Origin of the sequence: Arthrobacter woluwensis, from assembly GCF_900105345.1 — a bacterium.
GTDB classification, from domain to species: domain Bacteria; phylum Actinomycetota; class Actinomycetes; order Actinomycetales; family Micrococcaceae; genus Arthrobacter_E; species Arthrobacter_E woluwensis.
In genome coordinates this window covers 2902402-2928374 of the sequence record NZ_FNSN01000003.1, presented here as the reverse complement: position 1 = coordinate 2928374, position 25973 = coordinate 2902402, and the positions used below count along the sequence as shown (strand labels likewise).

Here is a 25973-nt window from a genome sequence, read left to right as displayed (position 1 = left end):
TTCGACGGGAACTCACTGTTTCAGCGGAAGGGTGTCGGAAATCTCAGGCGAGAACCGCCGTCAGTGGCGTCAGTGGCTTTCGAGCCAGGACTGCGCCTGCTGAGCCTGCAGGTTGAGGGCCTTGCCGACCAGGGGCTCGGCCGCGCCGGCGATCTTGCCGCCCAGGAACGGGATGGAGGAGGTCACTTCACCCTCGACGTCGATCCGGGTCTGGCCGTCCACGGGGACGAGCTTCTGCAGCGCGGACGCGCTCACGGGAGCGCCGCTGATCGAGATCTGGATGTCGGCCTGACGGCTGCCGTCCTCCAGGGGAGCGGTCCACGCCTCGCGCTGCGTGACGGTGAGCGCTTCGCCCACCACCTTGCGGGCGATGTCCGGGAGGCGGGTCGTCGGAACGGTGCGCACCACGGTGGCGGTGAACGCCGCGGCCGTGTCGCCGTCGATCGTGAAACTCTCCAGGGTGCCGCCCACGAGTTCGCTCACATGGCGGACGAAGTTCTCGTCGACCAGGACGGCCGCCACCTCCGGCAGTCCGAAGGGCACGGTGGTCGAAGCGTTCAGGGCCATGGATCCTCCAAGGTCGGGTGAGCCCGCGCGGTCTGCGGGGCCTCCACCATGGTAGGCGGCTTCCTGTGAATCCGGGTTTTCAGGCGATTCACAGGCGCAGGAGATTGGCCAGATCGGCCCGGATGGCCTACGCTCTATAAAGGTTTGATAACGAACCCCGCCGCCGGAGATCTGATCCTGGCGGAGACAACGCCCACGAGGACTTCCTGTCCGTGGGCTGAATATGCCGGGTCACTGCCGTCCACCGACCGCCACCGTCTGTGCCGTGACCACGTCCTGACCTCAAGACGTCAGGGGCCGGTGGCGTACGAGGATTTCCGGGGACGGAATGAGTACCGGTGGAGCCCCGAGCATTTGGAAATCATGAAGCAGAACGCAATCTCCCTGGCTACCCGTCGCTCTCTTGCAGTCGTCGCCGCATCCGGCGCACTCCTGGGAGGGGTCGCCCTGGCGGCTCCCGCGGCGAACGCGGCCGGCGAGTCCACCTGGGACGCACTGGCTCAGTGCGAGTCCGGTGGCAACTGGTCCATCAACACGGGCAACGGCTACTACGGTGGCCTGCAGTTCGACCAGAGCACGTGGCAGGCCTACGGCGGCACCGGTTCCGCCGCTGAGGCCTCCAAGTCCCAGCAGATCGCCGTCGCCGAGAAGGTTCAGGCCAACCAGGGCTGGGGCGCCTGGCCGTCCTGCTCCTCCCAGCTCGGCCTCTCGGGCAACGGCGGCGGTTCGGCCGCCGCAGCCCCGGCCCCGGCGCAGAACACGCAGGTCCAGGCTCAGGGTCAGTACACCCAGCAGCAGGCCCCGCAGCAGGCTCCCGTGGAGCAGGCCCCTGTTCAGCAGGCTCCCGTGGAACAGGCTCAGCCCGCTCCGCGTCACGCGGCCGAGGTCCCCGTGACCGGCAAGACCTACACGGTCGAGGCCGGCGACACCCTCGCCAAGATCGCGCAGAAGCTCGGTCTGAAGGGCGGCTGGGAGCTCCTGGCCGACGCCAATGCCAGCACCGTGACCGATGTGAACCTGATCTTCCCGGGTCAGGAGCTGCAGATCCCCGCGGAGTGATCCGCAGGCTTTCCCGCGCGGAATCCCTTCCGGCCCGCTCCTCGTGAGAGATCGGGGCCGGGAGGGATCACGCGTTGCGGATTACACTGGAAACACCCGGTACTTTCACAAGTCCCGGGTGTTTGTGTTGTCCGGGATGGCCCGTGGCGACGCCCCTTCACCGAGCCCGCCAGGAAAGCAGCAGCCCGCATGAGTCCTCGCACCGCATCCGCCACGTCCTCCCAGAATCCCGCCGTGTTCCAGGCACAGCTCGCGGGCATCCGCACCGTCCTGGCCGAAGACCCGGCCTTCGGGAACCTGCGGGTGTCAGCGGCCCAGGGCACCCGGCGCAGCGACGACTTCCATCTGGGTGCGCCGAGCGGCCTGAACCCCGTGGTGATCGCCGAACTGGTGGACGGGCTCAAGGAGCTGGACTCCGAGAGGCCCGACGCCGGCTCCGGAACCTCGGCGGGAACGGCGCCTGCCGTCGTGCTCGCCGTGACGGCGACGGGGCGCGAGGCGGAGGACCTGGCCGCCGCCCTGCGCGCCTATCTGCCGGAGGACGAGGTGGCGGAGTTCCCCAGCTGGGAGACGCTGCCCCATGAGCGGCTCTCGCCCCGTTCCGACACGGTCGGGCGCCGTCTCACCGTGCTGCGCCGCCTGGCCCACCCGGAGGCGTTCGCCACCCCGCTGCGCGTCGTCGTGGCGCCCGTGCGCGCCGTCGTCCAGCCGGTCGTGGCGGGCCTCGGCGACCTGGAACCCGTCACGGTGCGGGTCGGCGCGGAAGAGCCCTTCGAGGACCTCGTCCGCCGGCTCGCCGCCGCGGCGTACGCGCGAGTGGACATGGTGACGCACCGCGGCGAGTTCGCCGTCCGTGGCGGCATCCTGGACGTCTTCCCGCCCACCGAGAACCACCCCATCCGCATCGAGTTCTTCGGCGACGAGGTGGAGCAGATGCGCTACTTCGCGGTCGCCGACCAGCGCTCCCTCTCCGTGGGTGACGGCGTCGTCCACCCCGAGGTCCTGTGGGCTCCGCCGTGCCGCGAACTGCTCATCACGCCGTCCGTCATGTCCCGCGCCGCGAAGCTGCAGAAGAGCATGCCCGGCGCCGCGGACATGCTGGAGAAGATCGCGGGTGGGATCACCGTGGAAGGCATGGAGTCCCTGGCGCCCGTGCTGGTCGACTCCATGGTGCCGTTCGTCTCGTCCCTGCCCGAGGGCTCGATCGCGTTCATGATCGAACCGGAGAAGGTCCGGCTCCGCGCCCACGACCTCATCGCGACCAACGAGGAATTCCTCGCGGCCGCGTGGTCCACCGCCTCGGACGGCGGCGCCGCGCCGCTGGACCTCGGCCTGGACCCGGAGGCCCTCCTCCACGAGGCCAGCTTCCGCACGCTCGCGGACACCCGGACCGACGCGCAGTCGGCGGGCGTCTCCTGGTGGGACGTCTCCACCCTGGGTGTGGACGAGGAACTGGGGCACGACGTCGACGTGCTGGCGCTGCGGGCCAGGGAACCGCGCGGATACCGCGGCGATGTGGGGGAGATGCTGGAGTTCATCTCCTCCCGGATCAAGGACTCCTGGCGGCTCGTCGTGGTCACGGACGGCCCGGGCCCGGCGCAGCGCCTCGCCGAGCTGTTCCACGATGCCGACGTGCCCTGTGCCCGGGTGGATCGCCTGGCGGACGCGCCGGCTCCCGGCATCATCGAGATCACGACGGCGGAGGCCGGCCACGGCTTCGTCCTGGACGGGCTGAAGTTCGGCGTCCTGACCGAGGCCGATCTGCTCGGCCGTTCGAGCGCCCGTGGCGGCACCAAGGACATGCGGAAGATGCCGTCCCGGCGCCGCAACGCCGTCGACCCCCTGTCCCTGCACGCCGGCGACTTCGTCGTGCACGAACAGCACGGCATCGGCCGGTTCGTGGAGCTGGTGCAGCGGAAGACCGCCGGCTCGGACGGGGTGCGCGAATACCTGGTCCTGGAGTACGCCCCGTCCAAGCGCGGCGCCCCCGGGGACCGGCTCTTCGTCCCCACCGATCAGCTGGACCAGGTCACCCGTTACGTCGGCGGTGACACCCCGGCGCTCAGCAAGATGGGCGGCTCCGACTGGGCCTCCACCAAGTCCAAGGCGCGCCGGGCGGTCAAGGAGATCGCCGGCGAGCTCATCCGGCTGTACTCGGCCCGGATGGCGTCCAAGGGGCACGCGTTCGGGCAGGACACCCCCTGGCAGCGCGAACTGGAACAGGCGTTCCCGTATGTCGAGACGCCGGATCAGCTGACGACCATCAACGAGGTCAAGGCGGACATGGAGAAGGAGATCCCCATGGACCGCCTCGTCTCCGGCGACGTCGGCTACGGCAAGACCGAGATCGCGGTCCGCGCCGCGTTCAAGGCCATCCAGGACGGCAAGCAGGTGGCCGTTCTGGTGCCCACCACCCTCCTCGCCCAGCAGCACCACGAGACCTTCAGCGAGCGGTTCTCCGGGTTCCCGGTCCGGGTCCGGGCCCTGTCCCGGTTCCAGATCGCCAAGGAGTCCAAGGAGACGCTCGCCGGCGTCAAGGACGGCAGCGTCGATCTCGTGATCGGCACGCACCGCCTCCTGTCCAAGGAGATCGAGTTCAAGGATCTGGGACTCGTCATCATCGACGAGGAACAGCGGTTCGGCGTGGAGCACAAGGAAGCGCTCAAGAAGATGCGCACCAACGTGGACGTGCTGGCGATGTCCGCCACCCCGATCCCGCGCACCCTCGAGATGTCCCTCACCGGCATCCGGGAGACCTCCACCCTGGCCACGCCGCCGGAGGAGCGCCACCCCGTGCTCACCTACGTCGGCCCGTACACGGACAAGCAGGTGTCCGCCGCGGTCCGCCGTGAGCTCATGCGCGAGGGCCAGGTGTTCTTCGTGCACAACCGGGTGTCCTCGATCGACCGGGTGGCAGCGTCCATCCGCGAGCTGGTCCCGGAGGCACGGGTCGAGGTGGCGCATGGTCAGATGACCGAGGCGCGCCTGGAACAGATCATCGTGGACTTCTGGGAGAAGCGGTTCGACGTGCTGGTCTGCACCACCATCATCGAGACCGGCCTGGACATCTCCAACGCCAACACCCTGATCGTGGACGGCGCCAACAACTACGGCCTCTCACAGCTGCACCAGCTCCGTGGCCGTGTGGGCCGTGGCCGGGAGCGGGCGTACGCGTACTTCCTGTATCCGTCGGAGAAACCGCTGGGCGAGGTGGCCCTGGAACGTCTCAAGGCCGTCGCCGCGCACAACGAACTCGGCGCCGGCATGCAGCTCGCCATGAAGGACCTCGAGATCCGCGGCGCCGGCAACCTCCTGGGCGGTGAGCAGTCGGGCCACATCCAGGGGGTGGGCTTCGACCTCTACATCCGCCTCGTCGGCGAAGCGGTCGCGGAGTACCGCGGGGAGAAGGAGGAAGCGGCGGCCGAGATGAAGATCGAGCTGCCGATCAACGCCCACCTGCCGCACGACTACGTGCCGGGGGAGCGCCTGCGCCTCGAGGCCTACCGCAAGCTCGCCGCGGCCCACACGGACGCGGCGATCGACGAGGTGCGCGACGAACTGGTGGACCGCTACGGCGAGCCGCCCGCCCCCGTGGTCAACCTCCTGGACGTGGCGCGCTTCCGCGTGGCCGCCCGCGCGGTCGGGCTGACCGACGTCGCGGTCCAGGGGAACTTCATCAAGTTCGCCCCGGCGGCGCTGCCGGAGTCCAAGACCATGCGCCTGAGCCGCATGTACCCGGGCTCCCAGATCAAGCCTGCGCTCAACGCGGTGCTGATCCCGAAGCCGAAGACGGCGCGGGTCGGGGGCCGCGATCTCGCCGACGCACAGGTCCTCGAGTGGGCCCGCAACGTGCTCGCGGCGATCTTCGAGGACTGAGCGGCCCGGACGACAACGCCCTTGAACGACGAAGGCTCCGGAGGAGAACCTCCGGGGCCTTCGTGCTGCTGACAAGCGTTACTTGGCGTCCTGCTTGGCGCGCTCGAGCTCGGCGAGCGTGTCGGACCGGCCGAGGACGTGCTGCGGGATGGCGAAGGCCAGTGCGAACAGGACCAGGGTCACGGCCGCGGGCCAGGTGTTCTCCAGGCTCAGGAAGGACAGCGAGTAGACAGCCCCGGCGAACAGCGCGAAGCAGATGATGAACAGCACCAGGGACTGGACGGTGTTGTTCTCTTTGCCGATCGGACGGGACATGGTCTCCCAACTTTCTTTCTCGTGACGTCCGCTGGGACGTCGTCAGTCTTCCGCAGGGCGGCCCGGACAGGGGCACGCTCTCGGGTCCCCGTGAGGGGACCCCGGGTTCTCAGTAGTCGCTCTGACCCTGTTCGCCCTTGACGATGGCGATGCCGGAGCTCGCGCCGATGCGGGTGGCACCAGCAGCAATCATAGCCTGTGCATCCTCCAGGCTCCGCACTCCGCCGGACGCCTTGACGCCCAGATCGGGACCCACGGTGGCGCGCATGAGCTTCACGTCCTCCACGGTCGCCCCGCCGCCGTTGAAGCCGGTGGAGGTCTTCACGAAGTCCGCGCCCGCCTCGACGGACGCCTGGCAGGCGAGGACCTTCTGCTCGTCCGTGAGCAGCGCGGTCTCGATGATGACCTTCAGGATCGCCTCGCCGTCGTGCACCGCGGCGGCCACGGCGGCGATGTCCTCGACGAGCGCGTCCTTGTCGTCCGCCTGGGCCGAAGCGATGTTGATGACCATGTCGATCTCCGCGGCGCCGTCCTCCACCGCGCCGCGTGCCTCGAAGACCTTCACATCGGTGGGCGTGGCGCCCAGCGGGAAGCCCACGACGGCGCAGCACAGCACCGGGCTGCCCTTGAGCGCCTGGACGGCGGTCTTCACCCAGACCGGGTTCACGCACACGGACTTGAAACCGTATTCCACGGCCTCGGCGCAGAGGCGCTGCACGTCCTCGCGGCTCGCGTCCGGCTTGAGGAGGGTGTGGTCGATGTAAGAGGCGATGTTCGTGCTCATGGTCTTCCTTTGCATGCCTGATGTCGTGGCGCGGGCCGAGGGGTGGTGGCGCGCCGGGTGTGTGCGGTGATCCCCCAGAATCTCATGCCGGGCGCTCAGACGCCCAGCGCGGACCTCATGCCGTCCAGCACGGCGTCCAGCCGGCGTCGGGCCTCCCGCTTGGCCGCGGGCAGCGCGTCCGCGCCGTCCACCGGCACGACCACCTCGAGGTAGCACTTGAGTTTCGGTTCCGTGCCGCTGGGCCGCACGATCACCTGCGTGCCGTCCTCGCTGAGGTACTTGAGCCCGTTGGTGCCGGGCAGCTCCTCCGTGCCCTGCGACAGGTCCTGCGCCACGACGACGGCGGACTCCGCCAGTGCCGCCGGGGGAGTGGCGCGGAGGGCCGCCATCATGGTGTCCAGCAGGCTGAGATCGGCCACCCGGACGCTCAGCTGATCGCTCGCGTGCAGTCCGTGCTCCAGCGCCAGCGTGTCGAGAAGACCGAAGAGGGAGGAGCCCTGCGCCTTGGCCTGGGCCGCGAGCTCCGCGATCAGCAGGGCGGCGGAGATCCCGTCCTTGTCGCGGGCCAGCTCCGGCGCCACGCAGTACCCGAGGGCCTCCTCGTAGCCGTAGACGAGTCCGGGGACACGGGAGATCCACTTGAACCCGGTGAGAGTCTCACGGTGCTCGTAGCCGGCGGCCGCCGCGATGCGGGACAGCAGCCGGGAGGACACGATCGAATTCGCGAAGACGCCCTCGGTCCGGCCCGCGAGGCGGTCGGCCATGTGGGCCCCCAGCAGAGCGCCCACCTCGTCGCCGCGCAGCATCCGCCACGCGCCACGGCCGCCGTCGGCGTCCGGGTCGAAGGCAGCCACGGCGGCGCGGTCGGCGTCGGGATCGTTGGCCAGGACCACATCCGCGCCGCGCTCCGCGGCGAGGGCCAGGGCCAGATCGAGCGCACCGGGCTCCTCCGGATTGGGGAAGCTCACGGTGGGGAAGTCCGGGTCGGGCTGCGCCTGCTCGGCGACCTGCGTCACCGACGCGAATCCGGCCGCGCGCAGCACCGCCTCGGTGGTCCGTCCACCGACGCCGTGCATCGGAGTGAGAACGATGTCCAGGTCCCGCTCCGGGAAGCGGTCGGGCAGTGCCAGCGCGACCACTGCAGCGCGGTAGTCGTCCTCGATGGACGCCGGGAGGACCTCCCAGCCGGACTCCGCCAGGGCGATCGACTCGGACGGGCCTACGGCGGCGATCGCCGCCGCGATCCTCGCGTCGTACGGCTCCACGATCTGCGAGCCACGGGCGCCTTCCGGAACCGCTCGCCCGCCGAGGTACACCTTGTAACCGTTGTCCTGCGGCGGATTGTGGCTGGCCGTGACCATGACACCGCCGTCGGCGTCGAGGGCCCGCACCGCGTAGGCGAGCAGAGGGGTCGGCAGGGCGGAGGGCATGAGGAAGACCTCCAGGCCCGCGGCCGTGAACACGGCGGCGGAGTCCCGTGCGAAGACGTCCGAGTTGTGGCGGGCGTCGAAGCCGACCACGACGCGCGGCGCACGGGCCTCGCCGTCGGCGCCCAGGGCCTCGTTGAGGAAGGCCGCGAAACCGGCTGCGGCACGGCGCACCACCACGCGGTTCATCCGCATCGGTCCCGGGCCCAGCGCGGCGCGCAGACCGGCGGTGCCGAACTGCAGGGTCCCGGAGAACGCGTCCTCCAGCTCGGCCGTCGCCGTGGCGGAGCCGCGCTCCGCGTCGTCCACGAGGGCGAGCAGCTGCGCCGCGGTGGCGCTGTCAGGGTCGGTGGCCGCCCACTCCCGGGCCCGCTGCGCGAGGCCGGTGGGCAGGGGAGCGGAGGCGGCGTCGTCGTGCGCCGTGCTGTGCGGGGCCATGGCTCAGAGCTTGCCGATGATCTGGGCGAGCAGGGCGGAGATGCGGGGGCCGGCGGCCTGTCCGGCCTCCAGGACCTCGGCGTGGCTGAGCGGTTCGGGGCTGATGCCTGCGGCGAGGTTCGTCACGAGGGAGATGCCGAAGACCTCCATGCCGGCCTGACGGCCCGCAATGGCCTCCAGGGCGGTGGACATGCCGACGAGGCTCGCGCCGATGATCTTGGCCATCTGGACTTCGGCCGGAGTCTCGTAGTGCGGGCCGGTGAACTGCGCGTAGACGCCCTCCTCCAGGGTGGGATCCACTTCGCGGGCCAGGCCGCGGATGCGGGAGGAGTACAGGTCCGTGAGGTCCACGAAGGTGGCGCCTTCGAGCGGGGAGGCCGCCGTGAGGTTGATGTGATCGCTGATCAGCACGGGGGTGCCGGGCTTCCAGTTCTCGTTCAGACCGCCGCAGCCGTTGGTCAGGACGAGGGTCTTGCAGCCGGCGGCCGCCGCGGTGCGGACCCCGTGCGCGACGGCGCGGACGCCCTTGCGCTCGTAGAAGTGCGTGCGGGCGCCGAGGACCAGGGCGCGCTTGCCGTCGGAGGTGAGGACCGAGCGGATGGTGCCGGTGTGGCCGACCACCGCCGGGGCGTGGAAACCGGGCACGGTCGCGGCGTCCAGCGTGTGGGTCGTCTCGCCGATGAGGTCGGCGGCGCCGCCCCATCCGGAGCCCAGCACCAGGGCGACGTCGTGCTGTTCGACCCCGGTTTCGCGGGCGATGTGCTCAGCGGCGAGCTTCGCGGCCTCGAAGGGATCCATCGTGTTCAAGTCCAAGGTAGTCACGGGAAAACCGTACTCGCAGGGCCGTGGTCTTGCCCAGCACGGGCTGTGCGGGCATCGCCGTCGCCGTGGGATGCGTCACTTTCGGCCCGGTGGCCGCTTCGTGACGGGTCCTCGGCTGGCAGTGGGGCAGTGCATGGGACAGAATTGTCCTTTGTGAGCACGCATCCTGATTTCGCCGCGCCCCGTATCGCCGTCCTCGGAGGAGGTCCCGGTGGTTACGAGGCCGCCGCGGTCGCCGCATCCCTGGGTGCGAAGGTCACCGTCATCGAGCGCAACGGCCTGGGAGGCGCCGCGGTGCTGACCGACGTCGTGCCCTCCAAGACCCTGATTGCCACCGCCGACCTCATGGCGCGCGTCTCGGAGGCGCACTCCCTGGGGGTCCGCTTCGAGGTGGATTCCGGCGCGCCGACCATGGTGGCCGATCTGGAGCACATCGACCGCCGTGTGATGGAGCTGGCCCAGGAGCAGTCGGACGACATCCGCCGCAGCCTCGAGGAGGCCGGCGTGAAGGTGCTGATCGGTGACGGCGTGCTGCAGGACGACCGCACCATCAAGGTCACCACCAAGTCGGGCTCGGTGCGCACGGTCGACGCCGACGCCATCATCCTGGCCGTCGGCGCCCACCCCCGCGAGCTGCCGAGCGCCAAGCCGGACGGCGAGCGGATCCTGAACTGGACCCAGCTCTACAACCTGACCACGCTGCCCGAGGAACTGATCGTGGTCGGTTCCGGCGTGACCGGCGCCGAGTTCGCCTCCGCGTACAACGGTCTGGGGTCCAAGGTCACCCTGATCTCCAGCCGCGACCAGGTGCTCCCGGGTGAGGACAGCGACGCCGCCGACGTGCTGGAAGAGGTCTTCGAGCGCCGTGGCGTCCGCGTCCTGTCCCGCTCGCGTGCGGAGAAGGTGGAGCGCACCGAGGACGGCGTGCTCGTCACCCTCGGCGACGGCAGCACCATCACGGGCACCCACTGCCTCATGTGTGTGGGCTCCATCCCGAACACCGAGGGCATCGGTCTGGAGAACGCCGGAGTGGCGCTGACCGACTCGGGCCACATCAAGGTCGACGGCGTCTCCCGCACGACGGCCCACAATGTCTACGCGGCCGGCGACTGCACCGGGGTGTTCGCGCTGGCGTCCGTGGCCGCCATGCAGGGCCGCATCGCGGTGGCCCACATCATGGGCGATGGCGTCCGCCCCCTCAAGCTCAACGAGGTGGCGTCCAACATCTTCACCTCCCCGGAGATCGCCTCGGTGGGCGTCTCGGAGAAGGACCTCTCCACGGGCCGCTACCAGGGCGACGTCGTCATGCTGCCGCTCAAGTCGAACCCGCGCGCCAAGATGCGGAACTCCAAGGACGGCTTCGTCAAGATCATCTCCCGCAAGGGCTCGGGCACGGTGATCGGCGGCGTCGTGGTGGGTCCGAACGCCTCGGAGCTCATCTACCCGATCGGCCTGGCCGTGGCGAAGAAGCTGCACGTGGACGACGTCGCGAGCACCTTCACGGTCTTCCCGTCGCTGACCGGTTCCATCGCGGAGGCGGCGCGCCGCCTGCACGTGCACCACTACGACGGCTAGTCGCCACGGCGCCGTCTGCGGCGTCTACGCCATCCAGGACGACGACGGCGGGCTGAGCCAGTAGGCGGTCCCGTCGGACTTCCGGCGGAGGATGTCCAGGTCCACGGCGTGGCGGCGGAAGAACGCGACGTCCTCGACCAGGACGGACAGGCGTTCGTTGACCTGGGCTTCGGAGAGCACCTCGCCGTCCCGGACGCAGCGGGTGACCACTGCGTGGACAAGACCGTTCACGCTGCCCGGCGCCCGGCCCGCCAAGGCGATCCTCGGAGTGGCGAGGAGGGCCTCGACCTGCGCGGCCGGGTCCAGAGCGGCGAGGGCCTGCCCCAGGACGTCCGGCGCGAGCCTGAGTCCGCCGTCCTCGGCCACGGCCAGGCCGCTCTGCACGAGATTCCCTGCGAGGCGCTCGTCGGCGTCGACGAGTTCCCCGGCGGCCAGCCGGGAGACCAGGGGAGCGGACTTCGGCGACCGCAGGAGACTGAGGAGCACCCGGACGGAACTGAGAGCGGACATGCCCGCCACTCTAGTGGGAGCCCGGGCATGAGACCCCTCGAAAATCGTCGGAGGGCGAGCGTAGGCTGACCCCATGGATCTCCTCCTCGTACCCGGTCTCTGGCTCGACGCGTCCTCCTGGGATGAGGTGACTCCGGGGCTCATCGCCGCCGGGCACCGTCCGCATGAAGGTCAAGAACCGGGCAGTAAGTATCTGAAAAGTCTTGTCACTTTGAGTCAACAGCCTTAGGCTCAGATGACGATGAGGGGTCATTGGGGGCTCCTCGTTACTGAATTGCGGAATTCGATGAGGCATCTGAGAGTAGTTCTCGCCAGCATTTTTTCCGGCTTACTTCTGCTTGCTGGACTTGCAATGCCAGCGCAGGCGACGCCTGGTCCGCACATCACCAATAGCGATCGGCAACACATAAAGGACTTCTTCAAGACGTATGAGGTTCCGGCCCAAAATTGGGCACCTCTCCTGAGGACGTGGGAGTCAGGTCAGCCGTGGGACTCTAACAAAGGTGGAGATCCCGTCTCGGTGGAAACTCGAGACAAATCCGACGAGACGGTTCAGATCAGTAGGTTTGCTGACGGTTCGGTAAAGGTGACTACTGTCGAGAAGCCCGTGGTCGAGCTAAAGAGCGGAGAAGTCACGCCTTACGCATCGGTCCAAGGTTGTTCGGTGTACCGGACAAGCTATTCAGCAACTTTCTCGGGGTGTGGTGAAAGCAATCAGTGGGGCAATGTTTATCTGGCTTTCAACGCCAACTTCGAGTCATGGGCTGGTGGCGGGAAAATCGACTGGGTTGGAAATCAGACCGGGACGTGTTGGGGATTGTCTTGTAATCAGCCGACTTGGGATCCTCAAAAGACCTCCTCAGATTATGCCGGACCGGCGATGCAGCGAATCCATATGTGGGTGACCCAGACTGTTGGGGTTCCTTTTTCCTGGGACACTTGGGTCCAACTGAACGTCAACGGAAGTGGGGGATGGGCGACTAGCTCATAAACCGTCATGAACCAACCATCTGAGCTCAATCCGAACTATTGGGAAATGGGAATCGCTTCGATCCCCGTGGTCCTCGTTGCTGCGTTCATACTGACGACTTTGGTGCTAGCACTTGCTGATCGGCACTTGACCTTGGGATCTCGACTGCTCTGGGCGGCGCTGATCTTAGTGATACCGCTTCTTGGCGCGGTGCTCTATGTGGTACTTCGGGTACGCACGGCGGCTGTAAGAAAACGGCGCTCAACATAGTGGTACTCAATTTCGAGGGTACCGGGCGGTGCTGAGAGTGAATCGCCTGGTACCTCCGGGAACGCGCGGACCTCACCCCCGCAGATGCTCTGCGGGGGTGAGGTCCGCTTTGGAATCCGGGCACCGGCGACCGGCCACGAGACCCCTCGAAAATCGTCTGAGGGCGAGCGTAGGCTGACCCCATGGATCTCCTCCTCGTACCCGGTCTCTGGCTCGACGCGTCCTCCTGGGATGAGGTGAGTCCGGGGCTCATCGCCGCCGGGCACCGTCCGCATCCCCTCACTCTGCCCGGTGTCGGCGCGCCTGCTGCGGAGTCGTCCTCCCTCACCATCGACGACTGGGTCGCGGCGACCGTCACGCAGATCGACGCGCTGGACGGGCCCGTGGTCCTCGTCGGGCACAGCGGCGGAGGCAACGTCGTGTGGGGCGCCGCGGATGCGCGTCCGGACAAGGTGTCGCGCGTGATCCTCGTCGACACCGCCGTGCCGCCGCCTGGCGCCATGATCTCGGAGTTCGACGTGGTGGACGGGGTGATCCCGTTCCCGGGCTGGGACTTCTTCGACGAGGAAGAGGTGTACGACCTCACCCCGGAGGTGCGGGAACGTGCCGCGAACGCCACCTTCAGTGTTCCGGCGCAGGTGCCCACCGGGCCCATCTCCCTGACGGACGAGCGACGGTACGACGTGCCGGTGACCGTCCTCTCGGGCGGCATGGACGAGGAGCAGTTCCGCGCGGCGCTGGCCCAGTGGGGTGCGTTCGCGGACGAGGCCGCGGCCGTGAAATCACTCGACGTCGTCACCATCGGTTCGGGTCACTGGCCCCAGTTCTCCGTCCCGGAGCGGCTCACCGGCCTCATCGCGGAGGCTGCGTCCCGGTGACCTCCCGCCCGGCGGGGCGAGGGCGGGCGGATCTTTTCTGAAAGGGTCCGTGCGAGTCATTCCACATACTGGACACAGTTGTCCAGTAGATGGACCCCGGTGGTTAAGATGAACGCCGTCTCATAGCATGGCGGCCGCTTCAGGGGGCGGGCCGCCCGGAAGGAAAGCCGGACCCATGTCATCCACTCCAGCCACACCGGCTGCCCCGGGAACTCCGGGGGCACCAGCGGCGGCGCCCGCCGCCAACACGCGAGGACGCGTGATCTTCGCCAGCCTCATCGGCACCACGATCGAGTTCTACGACTTCTACGCGTACGCCACGGCGTCCGTGCTCGTGTTCCCGCGGCTCTTCTTCCCGAACGCCACGGACATCAACGCGATCCTGAGCGCCTTCGCCATCTTCGGCGTGGCCTTCGTGGCCCGCCCCATCGGCTCCATTCTGTTCGGCCACTTCGGCGACAAGCTGGGCCGCAAGGGAACCCTGGTGGCCTCGCTGCTGACCATGGGCATCGCGACCTTCCTGATCGGTTTCCTTCCGCCGGCCGCGGGCGGCTGGGTCGTGCTGGCCCCGCTGGCGCTCGTGGTCCTCCGGTTCGCGCAGGGCATCGCCCTCGGCGGCGAGTGGTCCGGCGCCGCGCTCCTGGCCACCGAGAACGCCCCGGCGGGCAAGCGCGCCATCTGGGGAACGTTCCCGCAACTGGGCGCCCCCATCGGCTTCATCCTTTCGAACCTGATCTTCGTCGCCCTGCAGACCTGGCTCACCCCGCAGCAGTTCCTGGACTGGGGCTGGCGCGTTCCGTTCATCCTCTCGGCCGTGATCGTGGCCGTCGGCCTGTACGTGCGCCTCAAGCTCGAGGAGTCGCTGTCGTTCCAGAAGGTCATCGCCGAGGACAAGGTCGCCCGCGTCCCGCTGGCCGTCACCTTCCGGTTCCACTGGCGTCAGGTGCTGGCGGGCACGTTCATCATGCTGGCCACCTACGTGCTCTTCTACCTCATGACGAGCTTCACCCTGACCTACGGCACCGCGGCCGACACCGCCGCCAAGGCCGAAGCCGCCGCGAAGAAGGCCGGGAAGGCCTTCGACCCGGCCGCCTTCGTCCCGGGTCTCGGCGTCGACAAGACCCTCTTCCAGTGGATGCTCATCCTCGGCGTGGTGTTCTTCGGCATCTTCACCGTGGTCTCCGGCCCGCTGGCCGAGAAGTACGGCCGCCGGAAGTTCCTGATCTGGGTCACTGCCGGGATCTTCGTCTTCGGCTGCGCCTGGACGCTCATGTTCGGCCCCGGCCCGGGCGCCGCGATGGTCGGCCTGATCATCGGCTTCACGCTGATGGGCCTGACCTTCGGACCGATGGCGGCCTATCTGCCGGAACTGTTCCCGTCGAACGTCCGCTACACCGGTTCGGCCGTGGCGTACAACCTCTCCAGCGTCATCGGCGCCGCCCCGGCGTCCTTCGTGGCGATCGCCCTCTGGCAGGCCGGCCACGGCAGCACGTGGATGGTGGGCGTCTACCTGGCGCTGGCCGCGGTGCTGACCTTGGTGGCGCTGTTCCTGACCCGTGAGACGGCGGACGTGGATTACGAGAACAACGTCGCCTGAGTCCGGCTGACGGACTCGTCTCCGGCGACGCGCACGGCCCGGCACCCCTGATGGGGGCCGGGCCGTCGGCGTTCCTGGGAAGAGCCGCGGGCTCGCCTCGGTACCATGGGAGGGTCACTCGGGATCGGCCGGGCGGGACCCTGGGGGCGGGGAGACCGCCGTCATCAGGAAGGTTCCGCACCATGCCCCCTTTGAGCTCTCTCGCCACCAGCTGGACCGCCGACATCCCTGCGCTGCTGCTGGCCGCCGTCGTCGGGGTGCTGTATGCCCGGGGCGTCCGGAAGGCGGGGCACTGGCCTGTCAGGCGGGTCCTGAGCTTCGGGCTGGGGGTCCTGCTCTTCCTGTACCTTTCGTGCGGCTTCCCGGGCGTCTACGGCGTCTCCCTGCGGTGGGTCTTCACCGTCAAGGTGGCCGGATACGTCTTCGTGGTCCCGCTGCTGCTCGCCGCGGGCCGCCCCCTGGCGCTCGCGCGGGAGACGCTCGGCCCGAACGGACGACGGCGGGTGGACGCCTTCATGGCCGGCCGCCCGGTCCGGGTGCTGTCCCACCCGGTGGTAGCGCCGCTGCTGGGTCTGGCGATCTTCGCATCGTTCCTGACGCCTGTCCTGTACCTGCTCCGGACCGATCCGCTAGCGGGCGCCCTGACCGTGCTCCTGGCCCCCGCGCTCGGCCTGCTCATGGTCCTGCCCGCGGTCGAAGGGGAGGAACGCCCCGCGAGCAGCGCCGTGATGGTGGTGGGGTTCATCTACGTCTTCATCGAGCTGCTGGCGGACGCCGTGCCGGGGATCCTCCTCCGGCTGTCCGGCACCGTGCTGGACGGGTTCGCTGGACCCGTGCCCGGCGCGCTGGGCTGGTTCCCGGGGGCTCTGCGGGATCAGCAGCTCGCCGGAGACCTCCTGTGGTTCGTGGCCGAAGTGGTGGACCTGCCGTTGATCATCCTGATGATGATGCGGTTCCAGCGCAGCGACAAGGCCGACGCTCAAGCCATCGACGACCTCAGCGACGAGGAGCTGGCGGAGCTGAACCGGCGCCACCTGAACCGGCTCTGACCGCGCACAGGTCCGGAAACGCCGACGGCGCGGCACCCCGTGAGGGTGCCGCGCCGTCGGCGTCGGAAGGTCGAAAGAGGGTCAGTCCGCGATCGTGGCGAGCACGGCTCCCGCGGTGACGGTCTCGCCCGGCTGAGCGGTCAGACCGGTCACGGTGCCGGCCTTGTGCGCCGTGAGGGGCTGCTCCATCTTCATGGCCTCCAGGACCACGATCAGATCGCCCTCGGCCACCACATCGCCGTCGACCACGGCCACCTTCACGATGGTGCCCTGCATGGGGGAGGTGAGGTCATCACCACTGGCGGCGGCCGCCGCGCTTCCGCGGCCGGACTTCTTCGGCTTGCGGGCCTTCGAGGCCTTGGCCGGGCCGGCCGCCACGGAGGCGAACGACGCCGGGAGACTGACCTCGAGGCGCTTGCCGCCGACTTCCACCACGACGTTCTGGCGCGGTTCGGCGTCGTCCGCGGCGCCGGGGACGCCCGCGAACGGAGGAATGGTGTTGTCGAAGGCCGTCTCGATCCAGCGCGTGTGCACCTGGAACGGGCCTTCCTCCGGGGCGAATGCCGGATCGGAGACCACGGCGCGGTGGAACGGCGTCACGGTCGGCATGCCGGTGATCTCGAGCTCGGCCAGGGCGCGGCGCGAGCGCTCGAGCGCCTGCTTGCGGCTGGAACCGGTCACGATCAGCTTGGCCAGCATGGAGTCGAAGTTGCCGCTGATGACCTCGCCGGCCTGGATGCCGGAGTCCACGCGCACGCCCGGACCGCTGGGGAAGCTGATGGTCTCCACGGTGCCGGGCGCCGGCATGAAGTTGCGGCCGGCGTCCTCTCCGTTGATGCGGAATTCGAAGGAGTGCCCGCGGATTTCGGGATCGTCGTAACCCAGTTCCTCGCCACGGGCGAGACGGAACTGCTCACGGACCAGGTCCAGGCCGGAGACCTCTTCGGAGACGCAGTGCTCCACCTGGAGGCGGGTGTTGACCTCGAGGAAGCTGATGGTGCCGTCCTGGCCGACCAGGAACTCGCAGGTGCCGGCGCCGAGGTAACCGGCCTCCTTGAGGATGGCCTTGGAGGACTCGTACAGGCTGCGGTTCTGCTCCTCGGTGAGGAACGGCGCGGGGGCCTCTTCGACCAGCTTCTGGTTGCGGCGCTGGAGCGAGCAGTCGCGGGTGGACACCACGACGACGTTGCCGTGGGCGTCCGCCAGGCACTGGGTCTCCACGTGGCGGGGGGAGTCGAGGAACTTCTCGACGAGGCACTCGCCGCGGCCGAAGGCCGTCACGGCCTCGCGCACGGCGGATTCGTAGAGCTCGGGGATCTCCTCGAGCGTGCGGGCGACCTTCAGGCCGCGCCCGCCACCGCCGAAGACGGCCTTGATGGCCACGGGAAGACCGAATTCCTGGGCGAAGGCGATGATCTCGTCGGCGTCCTTGACCGGGTCCTTGAGACCCGGGGCCAGCGGTGCGCCGGCGGCGAGGGCGATGTGCTTGGCCTTGGCCTTGTCACCCAGGGCGTCGATGGCCTCGGGGGAGGGACCGATCCAGGTCAGGCCCGCGTCGATCACGCGCTGGGCGAATTCGGCGTTCTCGGCGAGGAAGCCGTAGCCGGGGTGCACCGCGTCGGCGCCGGACTGGCGGGCCACGTCGAGGAGCTTGTCGATGACCAGGTACGACTCGGCGGCGGTGTTGCCACCCAGGGCGTACGCCTCATCCGCGAGCTTGACGTGCAGGGCGTCGCGATCCGGGTCGGCGTACACCGCCACGGACTGGATGCCTTCGTCACGGGCGGCTCGGATGACGCGCACTGCGATCTCGCCGCGATTGGCGATCAGCACCTTGCTCAACTGGGTCATGGCAGGGAACTCCTCGAAATTGTCAATTGACATCGACCTTAGTACCTCTTGGCGGGTTCCGCCGAGATTACTGACGATTTCCGCGCGTAGAGCCGCGGGTCTTTGTAGGAGTCCTACAAAGACCCGCGGAGGAGACGAAGGATCAGACCCAGAACTCCGTGATGCCCGTGCCCTGCTCAGACAGCAGCGCCCGGAGGGTGGAGACCGAAAGGCCGACCACCGCGTGGGGGTCGCCCGTGACCGATTCGATGAACGCCCCGCCGATGCCGTCGATCGTGAAGGAGCCGGCGCAGTGCAGGGGCTCGCCCGTCGCCACGTAGGCCCGGATCTCCGCGGGATCGATCTCGGCGAACCGCACCGTGGCGCTGGACAGCCTGCCCAGCCCGGACTGCGTCGCGCCCGCGCCTGCCGCGATGGACGACGACGGCGCCTGGCCGCCGTCGTCGGGCGCGTTCCCAGGTGCCGGGGACTCCGCCGTGGCCGGGGTGATGAGCCAGTGCCCGGTGTGCAGCACCCCTTCGCGACCGCTCATCCGTGAGATGCGCTCGATGGCGACCTCGGGCTCGTAGGGCTTGCCGTGGGCCTCGCCGTCGAACTCGAAGACGGAGTCGCAGCCCAGCACGTAGGCGTCCCGCGCCTCGGGGAGCGCCGCGACGGCCTCCGCCTTGGCGCGGGCCAGGAGCAGGGCGGTCTCGGCCGGAGTGGGATCGCCGGCCGCGGCGGCGACGGCGTCCTCATCCACGGCGGAGACGATCACGTCGAACCGCAGGCCGGCCTCCGTGAGGAGCTTGGCCCGGGCGGGGGACTGCGAGGCGAGGATGAGGCGGGGTGCGCCGCTCACAGCTGGGTGTTGCCGGGCTGGTCGTTCGGCTGCTGGCCCTGCTGCGTGAGGTAGACCGACTGGCCGGTGGCGCCCTCTTCGCCTTCCTTGAGCGGGATGATGTAGACCGCCGTGCCGTAGGCGCAGACTTCGGTCCAGTTGCCGCCCATCTCCGAGGTGTCGAAGCGCATGGCCACGATCGCGTTGGCGCCGCGCTGCTGGGCCTCGTTGACCATGCGGCCCATGACCTCCTGACGGCTCTCATAGAGGGCCTTGGTCATCTCGGGCAGTTCGCCGCCGCCGAGCGAGCGGAAACCGGCGAGCATCTGGGACCCGATGTCGCGGGAGCGGACGGTCAGGCCCATCACTTCGCCGAAGACGGCGTCGATGCGGTGCCCGGGGACTTCATTCGTGGTGACGATCAGCATGTCTAGAGCCTAATACGGGATCGCCGCCCGCGAGAGGGCCCGCGAGAGAGCAGTTGGCGCCCCTTCCCAGGACGGGAAGGGGCGCCAACTGTCACTTCGCGAGCACGGAGGCTGCGCGGCGAGGGAGGCCGCGGGCGGGATCAGCGATCCACGCCCACCAGTTCCTTCTCGGAACCCTCCTCGACGTCCTCGGAAACGTCGTCGGAGAAGGCCACGCCCTGACGCGGTGCGTTGTAGAGGTCGAGGTCCAGGATGCCCTGACGCTTGGCCACGAGCGTGGGGACCAGCGCCTGACCCGCGACGTTGACCGCGGTGCGGCCCATGTCCAGGATCGGGTCGATGGCCAGCAGGAGGCCGACGCCGGCGAGCGGCAGGCCCAGGGTGGACAGGGTCAGCGTCAGCATGACCACGGCGCCCGTGGTGCCCGCGGTGGCCGCGGAACCGAGGACCGAGACCAGGACGATCAGCAGGTACTGGCCGAAGTCCAGGTTGATGCCGAAGAACTGGGCCACGAAAATGGCGGCGATGGCCGGGTAGATCGCGGCGCAGCCGTCCATCTTGGTGGTCGAGCCGAGCGGCACGGCGAACGAGGCGTAACCGCTGGGGACGCCCAGGTTGCGCTCGGTCACGCGCTGCGTCAGCGGCATGGTGCCCACGGACGAACGGGAGACGAAGGCCAGCTGGACGGCGGGCCACACGCCGGAGAAGTACTGCTTGATGGACAGGCCATGGCTGCGGACCAGGATCGGGTAGACCACGAACAGCACGAGGGCGAGGCCCACGTAGATCGCCACGGTGAACTTGCCGAGCGCGCCGATGGTGTCCCAGCCGTAGCTGGCGACCGCGTTGCCGATCAGGCCGATGGTGCCGATCGGGGCGATGCGGATGATCCACCAGAGGACCTTCTGGATGACTGCCAGCGCGGAGGCGTTGAAGTCCAGGAACTTGTCCGCCTTCTTGCCGGCCTTCAGGGCGGCGACGCCGACGGCGATCGCGAGGACCAGGATCTGCAGGACGTTGAAGTTGACGCTCGTGGAGGCCACGCCGTCGGTGATCTTGGTGCTGACCTCGAGGCCGAGGATGTTGCGAGGGATAAGGCCCTGGAGGAAGGCCCACCAGCTGCCGGCGCTGCCGGAGTACTTGGCCCCTTCCTCGCTGATGCCCGTGCCGGCGCCCGGCTGGAACAGGATGCCCAGGCCGATGCCGATCAGCACGGCGATGAGGGCCGTGATGGCGAACCACAGGAGGGTGTTCCAGGCCAGTTTGGCGGCGTTGGTGACGGCGCGCAGATTGGCGATGGAGCTCACCACGGCGGTGAAGATGAGGGGGACCACGGCGGTCTTCAGCAGCGCGACGTAGCTGGAGCCGATGGTCTGGAGGGTGATGGTCAGGCCGTTCGGGTCATCTTTCGTGCCCCCGAGGTTCCTGGCCACCAGGCCGAGGACGACGCCGAGCACCAGTGCGGCGATGATCTGGACGCCGAAGTTGCCGGCCCAGCGGGGCAGGCGGCTCGGTGCCTTGGGTGCGTTGGTCTCTGTACTCACCCACAGGACAATAGAAATCAGCGTAACAATATTCCACTTTGCGTTGAGCAGTGTTACTTTTCCGCCTGATTTCTGAGAGATTCCTCAAATCCGGGAATATCCGACGGGTACGACGACGGCGGGCGGCACCCGTCCGGGGCCGCCCGCCGTCGTCGTCCAGGTGGTCAGCCGAGCAGCGCGGTGCGCAGCACGTCCAGACCCACCGAACCGATGTTCAGCGCCTTGGAATGGAACGCCTTCACGTCGAAGGACTCGCCCTCACGTTCCTGGAGTTCCTCCCGGATCTGCTCCCAGAGGCGCTGGCCGATCTTGTAACTCGGGGCCTGGCCCGGCCACCCCAGGTACCGGGTGAACTCGAACTGGAGCTGGCCCTCGCTGATGGGCAGGTTGGCGCGCAGGAACTCGTAGCCCTTCTCCGCCGTCCAGGGGCCGCTGCCCCAGCGCTCCGGCATGTCCAGTTCCAGATGCACGCCGATGTCGAAGACCACGCGGGCGGCACGCATCCGCTGCATGTCGAGCATGCCCATGAGGTCGCCCGGGTCGGACAGGAAGCCGAGTTCCTGCATGAGTTTCTCCGCGTAGAGCGCCCAGCCCTCGCCGTGACCGGACACCCAGCAGATGTTGCGGCGCCAGTCGTTCAGGAGCTCCTTGCGGTACACGGCCGTGGCGACCTGCAGGTGGTGTCCCGGAACACCCTCGTGGTAGACCGTGGTGGTCTCGGCCCAGGTGGTGAACTCGTCCTCGCCCGGCGGGACCGACCACCACATGCGGCCGGGGCGCGAGAAGTCGTCGCTGGGGCCGGTGTAGTAGATGCCGCCGTCCTGGGTGGGGGCGATCATGCACTCGAGGGTCTTCATGGGGCCGGGGATGTCGAAGTGGGTTCCGGCGAGAGCGGCCACCGCCTCGTCGGAGAGCTTCTGCATCCAGGCGCGCAGCGCGTCGGTGCCCTGGAGCTGGCGGGAGGTGTCCGCGTTGAGGATCTCCTTGGCCTCCTCGATGGTGGCGCCGGGCTTGATCTGCTGGGCGACCTTCTCCTGCTCGGCGATCAGGCGGTCCAGTTCGGCCACGCCCCAGGCGTAGCTCTCCTCCAGATCGATCGTCGCGCCCAGGAAGGTGCGGCTGGCCAGGGCGTAGCGCTGGCGGCCCACGGCGTCCTTCTCCGGTGCGGCCGGAAGCAGCTCCTCGCGGAGGAAGTCGATCAGCGTGCCGTAGGCCTCCCGTGCGCGGCGCACGCCGTCGTCGAGCGTGGCCTGCAGCTCCTGCGGCAGGGGCCCCGACGACGTCGCGGCCTCCCGCGCGAGCTTCGCGAAGAAGCCGTCTTCCGCGGCATAGCCGGTGGCCTGGTCGATCACGATCCGCACCTGGCGCGCGGCGGAGACGAGGTCCTGGGCCTGGGCGGTCCGCAGGGACTCGATGTAGCCGTCGATCGCGGCCGGGACGTTGTGGGCGCGGCCCGCGATGTGGGCCCAGTGCTCCTCGGTGTCCGTGGACATGAGGTCGAAGATGGCGCGGATGTCCTGCGCGGGGGAGGCGATGTTGTTCAGCTCGGCGAGGGTCCAGCCGCTCGCGTGGCGTTCCACGGCGAGGCCCAGACGCTCACGCATGGCGTCCAGGGTCACGCGGTCCACGTCGTCCACGGGCTCCAGCCCGTCGAGAGCGGCGAGTGTCTCCTGGTCCAGGCGGGCGAACGCCTCCAGACCGGCGGGGGAGAAGTCGGGGTACTCGCTTTCGTGACCCGGCAGTCCCAGACTCGTCGCCAGGGCGGGATCGAGTTCCAGTAAACGTGCGGTGTAGCTGTCGGCGAGATGGTCGATGGCCGTCTTGGGGCGCGTGGTGGTCTCAGTCACAGTCCTAGCGTAGGCATTTTTTCGAAAGGAGTGCTTGAAAACCTTGCCGGTCGTGACGAGGACACGGCACTGTCGAACGGAATGGTCGCATTTGCGATCCCAGGCCGATCGAAAAACCGCAAAGGCGAATATTTGGCTATGCTCGCACCATGAGTGGAATCCGGATCAAGGATGCCGCCGCCTTCCTGGGGGTCAGTGACGACACCGTGCGCCGGTGGCTCAACAGCGGCCTCCTGAAGGTGGAACGCGGCGGGGGAGTGACCGAAGTGGACGCCTTGTCCCTGGCCGCGCTGGCCCGGGAACAGGCGGCGCAGCCCGCCGACCCGACGAAGGTGGGCCGTTCGGCCCGTAACCGGATGGTCGGCCTGGTGACCCGCGTCGTCTCGGACAAGGTCATGTCCCAGGTGGAGATGCAGTGCGGCCCGCACCGGATCGTCTCCCTCATGAGCACGGAGGCCGTCGAGGAACTCGGCATCCGTGAAGGAAAGCTCGCCGTGGCCGTGGTCAAGGCGACCAATGTGATCGTGGAGGTCCCTGATGAAGCGTGAGATCCTCTCCCGGCCGCCCCTCGGCAAGGCCGCCGTCGCCTTCGTGGCGGCGTCGTTCGCTCTGACCGCGTGCTCCGGCGCTTCCGGAAGCCCCGCCTCCGGAAGCGCGTCTCCGCAGGACGCCGGCAAGACGACCGTGGTGGTCTTCGCAGCGGCCTCCCTCAAATCCAGTTTCACCACCCTTGCGGAGAAGCTCCGTGCCGAGCACCCCGAGCTGGACCTCAAGTTCAACTTCGCCGGCTCGCAGGACCTCGTGGCGCAGATCAAGGCCGGCGCCAAGGCCGATGTGGTCGCCACCGCGGACCTGGCGACCATGGCCAAGCTGAAGGACGCCGGCTCGCTCGACGGCGCGGCGCAGAACTTCGCCAGCAACACCCTCACCATCGCCGTGCCGCCGAGCAATCCCGCGAACATCTCCGCGCTCGCCGACCTGGCCAAGCCCGGTGTCAAGACGGTGCTGTGCGCGGCGCAGGTGCCGTGCGGCGCGGCGAGCCACAAGGTGGAGAAGGCGGCCGGGCTCGACATCAAGCCGGTCAGCGAGGAACTCGCCGTCACGGATGTGCTCGGCAAGGTCTCGTCCGGCGAAGCCGACGCGGGGCTCGTCTACCGCACCGATGCGCAAGGTTCGAAGGGCGCCGTGAAGGCGGTCGACTTCCCGCAGAGTAGCGCCGCCGTCAACACCTATGCGGTGGCCCTGGTCCAGGGCGCTCCGGACCGCGACGGCGGCAGGACCTTCCTCGCCGCCCTGACCGGGGCGCCGGGGCAGAAGGTCCTGGCCGAGGCCGGGTTCGGCAAGCCGTGAGCGACCCGGGTGGCGAGGCCACCCGGGCTCCGCGTGGCAGGGCCGGGGTCGGGAGGAACCGCCGTGACGGTGCTCGGCTGGACGGTGGCCGGCTGAACGACACCCGATCGAACAGCGCCCGATTGAACGGGGTGCCCGGCTGGATGCTGCTGGCGGCCGTGCTCGGGCTCGCCTTCATCCTGGTGCCGCCCCTGGCCATGGCCCTCAAGGTCGACTGGGCGCACTTCATCCCCCTGGTGACGAGCCAGGCCTCTGTCGACGCCTTGTCCCTCAGCCTTCGCACGGCCTGCCTGAGCACGGTACTCTGCATCGTGCTCGGGGTGCCGCTGGCCGCCGTCCTCTCGCGGGCGCGGTTCCCCGGCCAGCGAGTGCTGCGGGCCCTGGTGCTCCTGCCACTCGTGATTCCACCGGTCGTGGGCGGTCTGGCCCTGCTGTACGCCTTCGGCCGGTTCGGGCTTCTGGGACCGCCCCTTCGAGCCGTGGGGGTCGAGCTGTCCTTCAGCACGGCCGCGGTGGTGCTGGCCCAGGCCTTCGTCTCGCTCCCGTATCTGGTGCTCAGCATGGAGGGTGCGCTGTCCAGCGGCGACGTGCGCTACGAGACGGTGGCCGCGACCCTCGGCTCCAGCCCCGCGGCCACCTGGTGGAGGGTGACGCTGCCCCTGGCCCTGCCGGGGCTGCTCTCCGGCGCCGTCCTCGCGTTCGCGCGGTGCCTGGGCGAGTTCGGCGCCACCCTGACCTTCGCCGGCAATCTGCAAGGCGTCACCCGCACCCTGCCCCTGGAGATCTACCTCGCCCGCGAGAGCGACCCCGACGCGGCCGCCGCGCTCGCCCTGCTGCTCGTGGCGGTGGCGGTGCTCGTGGTCGGGCTGGCTCACGGTCCCTGGGTCCGGCGCAAGGCCGGTGTGCGATGAGCGGGCGTGCGATGAGCGGCGCCTTCCTGGACGCCGACGTCCGCGTGCCCTCCCGTGGCCTCGACCTCCGGCTCGGCCTGGGGGAGGGCGACACCCTGGCGATCATGGGTCCCAACGGCGCCGGCAAGTCCTCCTTCGCGGCGGCCGTGACGGGCACCCTTCCAGGATCCCGGCGACAGGCCGAGGGCCGGATCGTCCTGGGCGGGCGGACCCTGCTGGACAGCGCCCGGGGCGTCGACGTCCCCGCGCACCGGCGGTCGGTGGCCCTCATGGCCCAGGCCCCGATGCTCTTTCCGCATCTCGACGCTCTGGACAACGTCGCGTTCGGTCCCCGCAGCCGGGGCGCATCCAGATCCCGGGCCCGTGAGGAGGCGCTCGGCTGGCTGGACAAGGTCGGAGGACGAGAGTTCGCGGGCGAAAAACCCTGGCAGATCTCGGGCGGACAGGCGCAGACCGTGGCGCTGGCCCGAGCGCTCGCCACCCGGCCCCGGCTCCTGGTTCTGGACGAACCCCTCAACGCCCTCGACGTGACGGCCTCGACCCGGATGCGCGGCATCCTCAAGGAGCTGCTGGCCGGCCAGAGCGCCGTCCTCATCACGCACGAGATCCTCGATGCCCTCACGCTTGCCAGTCACACGGCGATCCTGCACGACGGGCGTGTGGTGGCCTCCGGGCCGACGCGCGAGCTGTTCACCCGCCCTCCGAACGTCTTCGCCGCGAAGCTGGCTGGGCTGAACCTGATCCGCACCGGAGAGGACGCGCTCGCCTTCCGGGCCGCCGACGTCGTCGTGTCCGCGCGGGAACCCGGCCTCGGTGCGGAGGGGAGCGGCCTGCCCTCCGGGGCTCAGCACTTCCCGGTCACCGCCCAGGCCCTGGAACCCCGCGGGGAGACCGTGCTGCTGCGCGCCGAAGGAGCGGCGGGGGAGGCCGCCGGGCACGAGGTGAACGCCGAGGCGGACGTCAGTCTGGTCGCGGCCATGGACGCGAGCCCGGGTTCACCGCTCTGGTTCAGCGTCCCTGACGGCGCCGTGCGGCGGTACCGCCCGGCGTCCTGACCGCGGATTCGGCCTGCCCGGCTCAGCCAG

21 protein-coding genes are annotated in these 25973 nt (G+C 69.1%); 10 read left to right on the top strand and 11 right to left on the bottom strand.

Going from position 1 to position 25973, the window contains the following annotated elements:
- Positions 1 to 69 precede the first annotated feature (69 nt).
- Positions 70 to 567 (bottom strand): DUF2505 domain-containing protein, encoded by a 498-nt coding sequence (locus BLV63_RS13920; protein ID WP_066216863.1) that lies wholly within the window; start codon positions 565 to 567, stop codon positions 70 to 72.
- 363 nt (positions 568 to 930) lie between these two features.
- Between BLV63_RS13920 and BLV63_RS13915 the strand changes: the two genes are divergently transcribed.
- Both BLV63_RS13915 and mfd read left to right on the top strand, forming a co-directional pair.
- Positions 931 to 1626, top strand: coding sequence for a LysM peptidoglycan-binding domain-containing protein (locus BLV63_RS13915; protein ID WP_066216865.1), 696 nt, complete (start codon positions 931 to 933; stop codon positions 1624 to 1626).
- Between the two features lie 189 nt (positions 1627 to 1815).
- On the top strand, positions 1816 to 5502 hold the full coding sequence (gene mfd, locus BLV63_RS13910) for a transcription-repair coupling factor (protein WP_066216867.1): 3687 nt from the start codon (positions 1816 to 1818) through the stop codon (positions 5500 to 5502).
- 78 nt (positions 5503 to 5580) lie between these two features.
- On the opposite strand, the gene BLV63_RS13905 is transcribed toward mfd, so the two are convergent.
- The 4 genes from BLV63_RS13905 to BLV63_RS13890 form a co-directional block, all read right to left on the bottom strand.
- Positions 5581 to 5817, bottom strand: a complete 237-nt coding sequence (locus BLV63_RS13905; RefSeq protein ID WP_066216871.1) for a hypothetical protein — start codon at positions 5815 to 5817, stop codon at positions 5581 to 5583.
- 109 nt (positions 5818 to 5926) lie between these two features.
- Positions 5927 to 6601: a deoxyribose-phosphate aldolase gene (deoC, locus tag BLV63_RS13900; RefSeq protein WP_373277869.1), complete on the bottom strand. Its 675-nt coding sequence runs from the start codon at positions 6599 to 6601 to the stop codon at positions 5927 to 5929.
- A 95-nt stretch (positions 6602 to 6696) separates the two neighbouring features.
- Positions 6697 to 8466 carry a phospho-sugar mutase gene (locus BLV63_RS13895; protein WP_082724294.1) on the bottom strand — a complete coding sequence of 590 codons (1770 nt, stop codon included), beginning with the start codon at positions 8464 to 8466 and terminating at the stop codon, positions 6697 to 6699.
- Positions 8467 to 8469: 3 nt separating this feature from the next.
- Positions 8470 to 9264, bottom strand: a complete 795-nt coding sequence (locus tag BLV63_RS13890; protein WP_107002134.1) for a purine-nucleoside phosphorylase — start codon at positions 9262 to 9264, stop codon at positions 8470 to 8472.
- A 177-nt stretch (positions 9265 to 9441) separates the two neighbouring features.
- Between BLV63_RS13890 and BLV63_RS13885 the strand changes: the two genes are divergently transcribed.
- Complete coding sequence (locus BLV63_RS13885; protein ID WP_066216877.1) at positions 9442 to 10863, top strand: NAD(P)H-quinone dehydrogenase; 1422 nt, start codon at positions 9442 to 9444, stop codon at positions 10861 to 10863.
- 24 nt (positions 10864 to 10887) lie between these two features.
- Here the strand turns inward: BLV63_RS13885 and BLV63_RS13880 are convergent, their stop codons facing one another.
- Positions 10888 to 11373: a DUF2087 domain-containing protein gene (locus tag BLV63_RS13880; protein ID WP_066216880.1), complete on the bottom strand. Its 486-nt coding sequence runs from the start codon at positions 11371 to 11373 to the stop codon at positions 10888 to 10890.
- Between the two features lie 1422 nt (positions 11374 to 12795).
- Between BLV63_RS13880 and BLV63_RS13875 the strand changes: the two genes are divergently transcribed.
- From BLV63_RS13875 to BLV63_RS13865, 3 genes are all read left to right on the top strand, one after another.
- Positions 12796 to 13491, top strand: a complete 696-nt coding sequence (locus tag BLV63_RS13875) for an alpha/beta fold hydrolase (RefSeq protein WP_066216883.1) — start codon at positions 12796 to 12798, stop codon at positions 13489 to 13491.
- 175 nt (positions 13492 to 13666) lie between these two features.
- Positions 13667 to 15088, top strand: coding sequence for an MFS transporter (locus BLV63_RS13870; protein ID WP_066216886.1), 1422 nt, complete (start codon positions 13667 to 13669; stop codon positions 15086 to 15088).
- Positions 15089 to 15270: 182 nt separating this feature from the next.
- Positions 15271 to 16137: a cytochrome c oxidase assembly protein gene (locus tag BLV63_RS13865; protein WP_066216889.1), complete on the top strand. Its 867-nt coding sequence runs from the start codon at positions 15271 to 15273 to the stop codon at positions 16135 to 16137.
- Between the two features lie 81 nt (positions 16138 to 16218).
- On the opposite strand, the gene BLV63_RS13860 is transcribed toward BLV63_RS13865, so the two are convergent.
- The 5 genes from BLV63_RS13860 to BLV63_RS13840 all read right to left on the bottom strand — a co-directional run bounded on the left by BLV63_RS13860 (position 16219) and on the right by BLV63_RS13840 (position 22627).
- Positions 16219 to 18021: an acetyl/propionyl/methylcrotonyl-CoA carboxylase subunit alpha gene (locus BLV63_RS13860; protein ID WP_066216892.1), complete on the bottom strand. Its 1803-nt coding sequence runs from the start codon at positions 18019 to 18021 to the stop codon at positions 16219 to 16221.
- A 109-nt stretch (positions 18022 to 18130) separates the two neighbouring features.
- A complete protein-coding gene (locus BLV63_RS13855; protein WP_066216894.1) occupies positions 18131 to 18829 on the bottom strand; it encodes a Maf family protein in 699 nt (232 codons plus the stop codon).
- Positions 18826 to 19236 carry a YbjQ family protein gene (locus tag BLV63_RS13850; RefSeq protein WP_066216897.1) on the bottom strand — a complete coding sequence of 137 codons (411 nt, stop codon included), beginning with the start codon at positions 19234 to 19236 and terminating at the stop codon, positions 18826 to 18828. Before BLV63_RS13850 ends, BLV63_RS13855 begins: the two co-directional genes overlap by 4 nt.
- A gap of 140 nt (positions 19237 to 19376) precedes the next feature.
- Positions 19377 to 20780 carry a dicarboxylate/amino acid:cation symporter gene (locus BLV63_RS13845; RefSeq protein WP_066216900.1) on the bottom strand — a complete coding sequence of 468 codons (1404 nt, stop codon included), beginning with the start codon at positions 20778 to 20780 and terminating at the stop codon, positions 19377 to 19379.
- A 164-nt stretch (positions 20781 to 20944) separates the two neighbouring features.
- The gene (locus BLV63_RS13840) at positions 20945 to 22627 is read right to left on the bottom strand and encodes a DUF885 domain-containing protein (RefSeq protein WP_066216905.1); all 1683 of its coding nucleotides are present in this window, start codon (positions 22625 to 22627) and stop codon (positions 20945 to 20947) included.
- A 149-nt stretch (positions 22628 to 22776) separates the two neighbouring features.
- Here BLV63_RS13840 and BLV63_RS13835 point away from each other — a divergent pair, with 149 nt between their 5' ends.
- From BLV63_RS13835 to BLV63_RS13820, 4 genes are all read left to right on the top strand, one after another.
- A complete protein-coding gene (locus BLV63_RS13835; RefSeq protein WP_066216908.1) occupies positions 22777 to 23175 on the top strand; it encodes a TOBE domain-containing protein in 399 nt (132 codons plus the stop codon).
- Positions 23165 to 23977, top strand: coding sequence for a molybdate ABC transporter substrate-binding protein (gene modA / locus BLV63_RS13830; RefSeq protein ID WP_066216911.1), 813 nt, complete (start codon positions 23165 to 23167; stop codon positions 23975 to 23977). The genes BLV63_RS13835 and modA overlap by 11 nt, the downstream gene beginning before the upstream one ends.
- 143 nt (positions 23978 to 24120) lie before the next feature.
- Complete coding sequence (locus BLV63_RS13825; RefSeq protein ID WP_066216945.1) at positions 24121 to 24888, top strand: ABC transporter permease; 768 nt, start codon at positions 24121 to 24123, stop codon at positions 24886 to 24888.
- Complete coding sequence (locus tag BLV63_RS13820) at positions 24885 to 25943, top strand: sulfate/molybdate ABC transporter ATP-binding protein (RefSeq protein ID WP_254780562.1); 1059 nt, start codon at positions 24885 to 24887, stop codon at positions 25941 to 25943. Before BLV63_RS13825 ends, BLV63_RS13820 begins: the two co-directional genes overlap by 4 nt.
- The last annotated feature ends 30 nt before the right edge of the window (positions 25944 to 25973 follow it).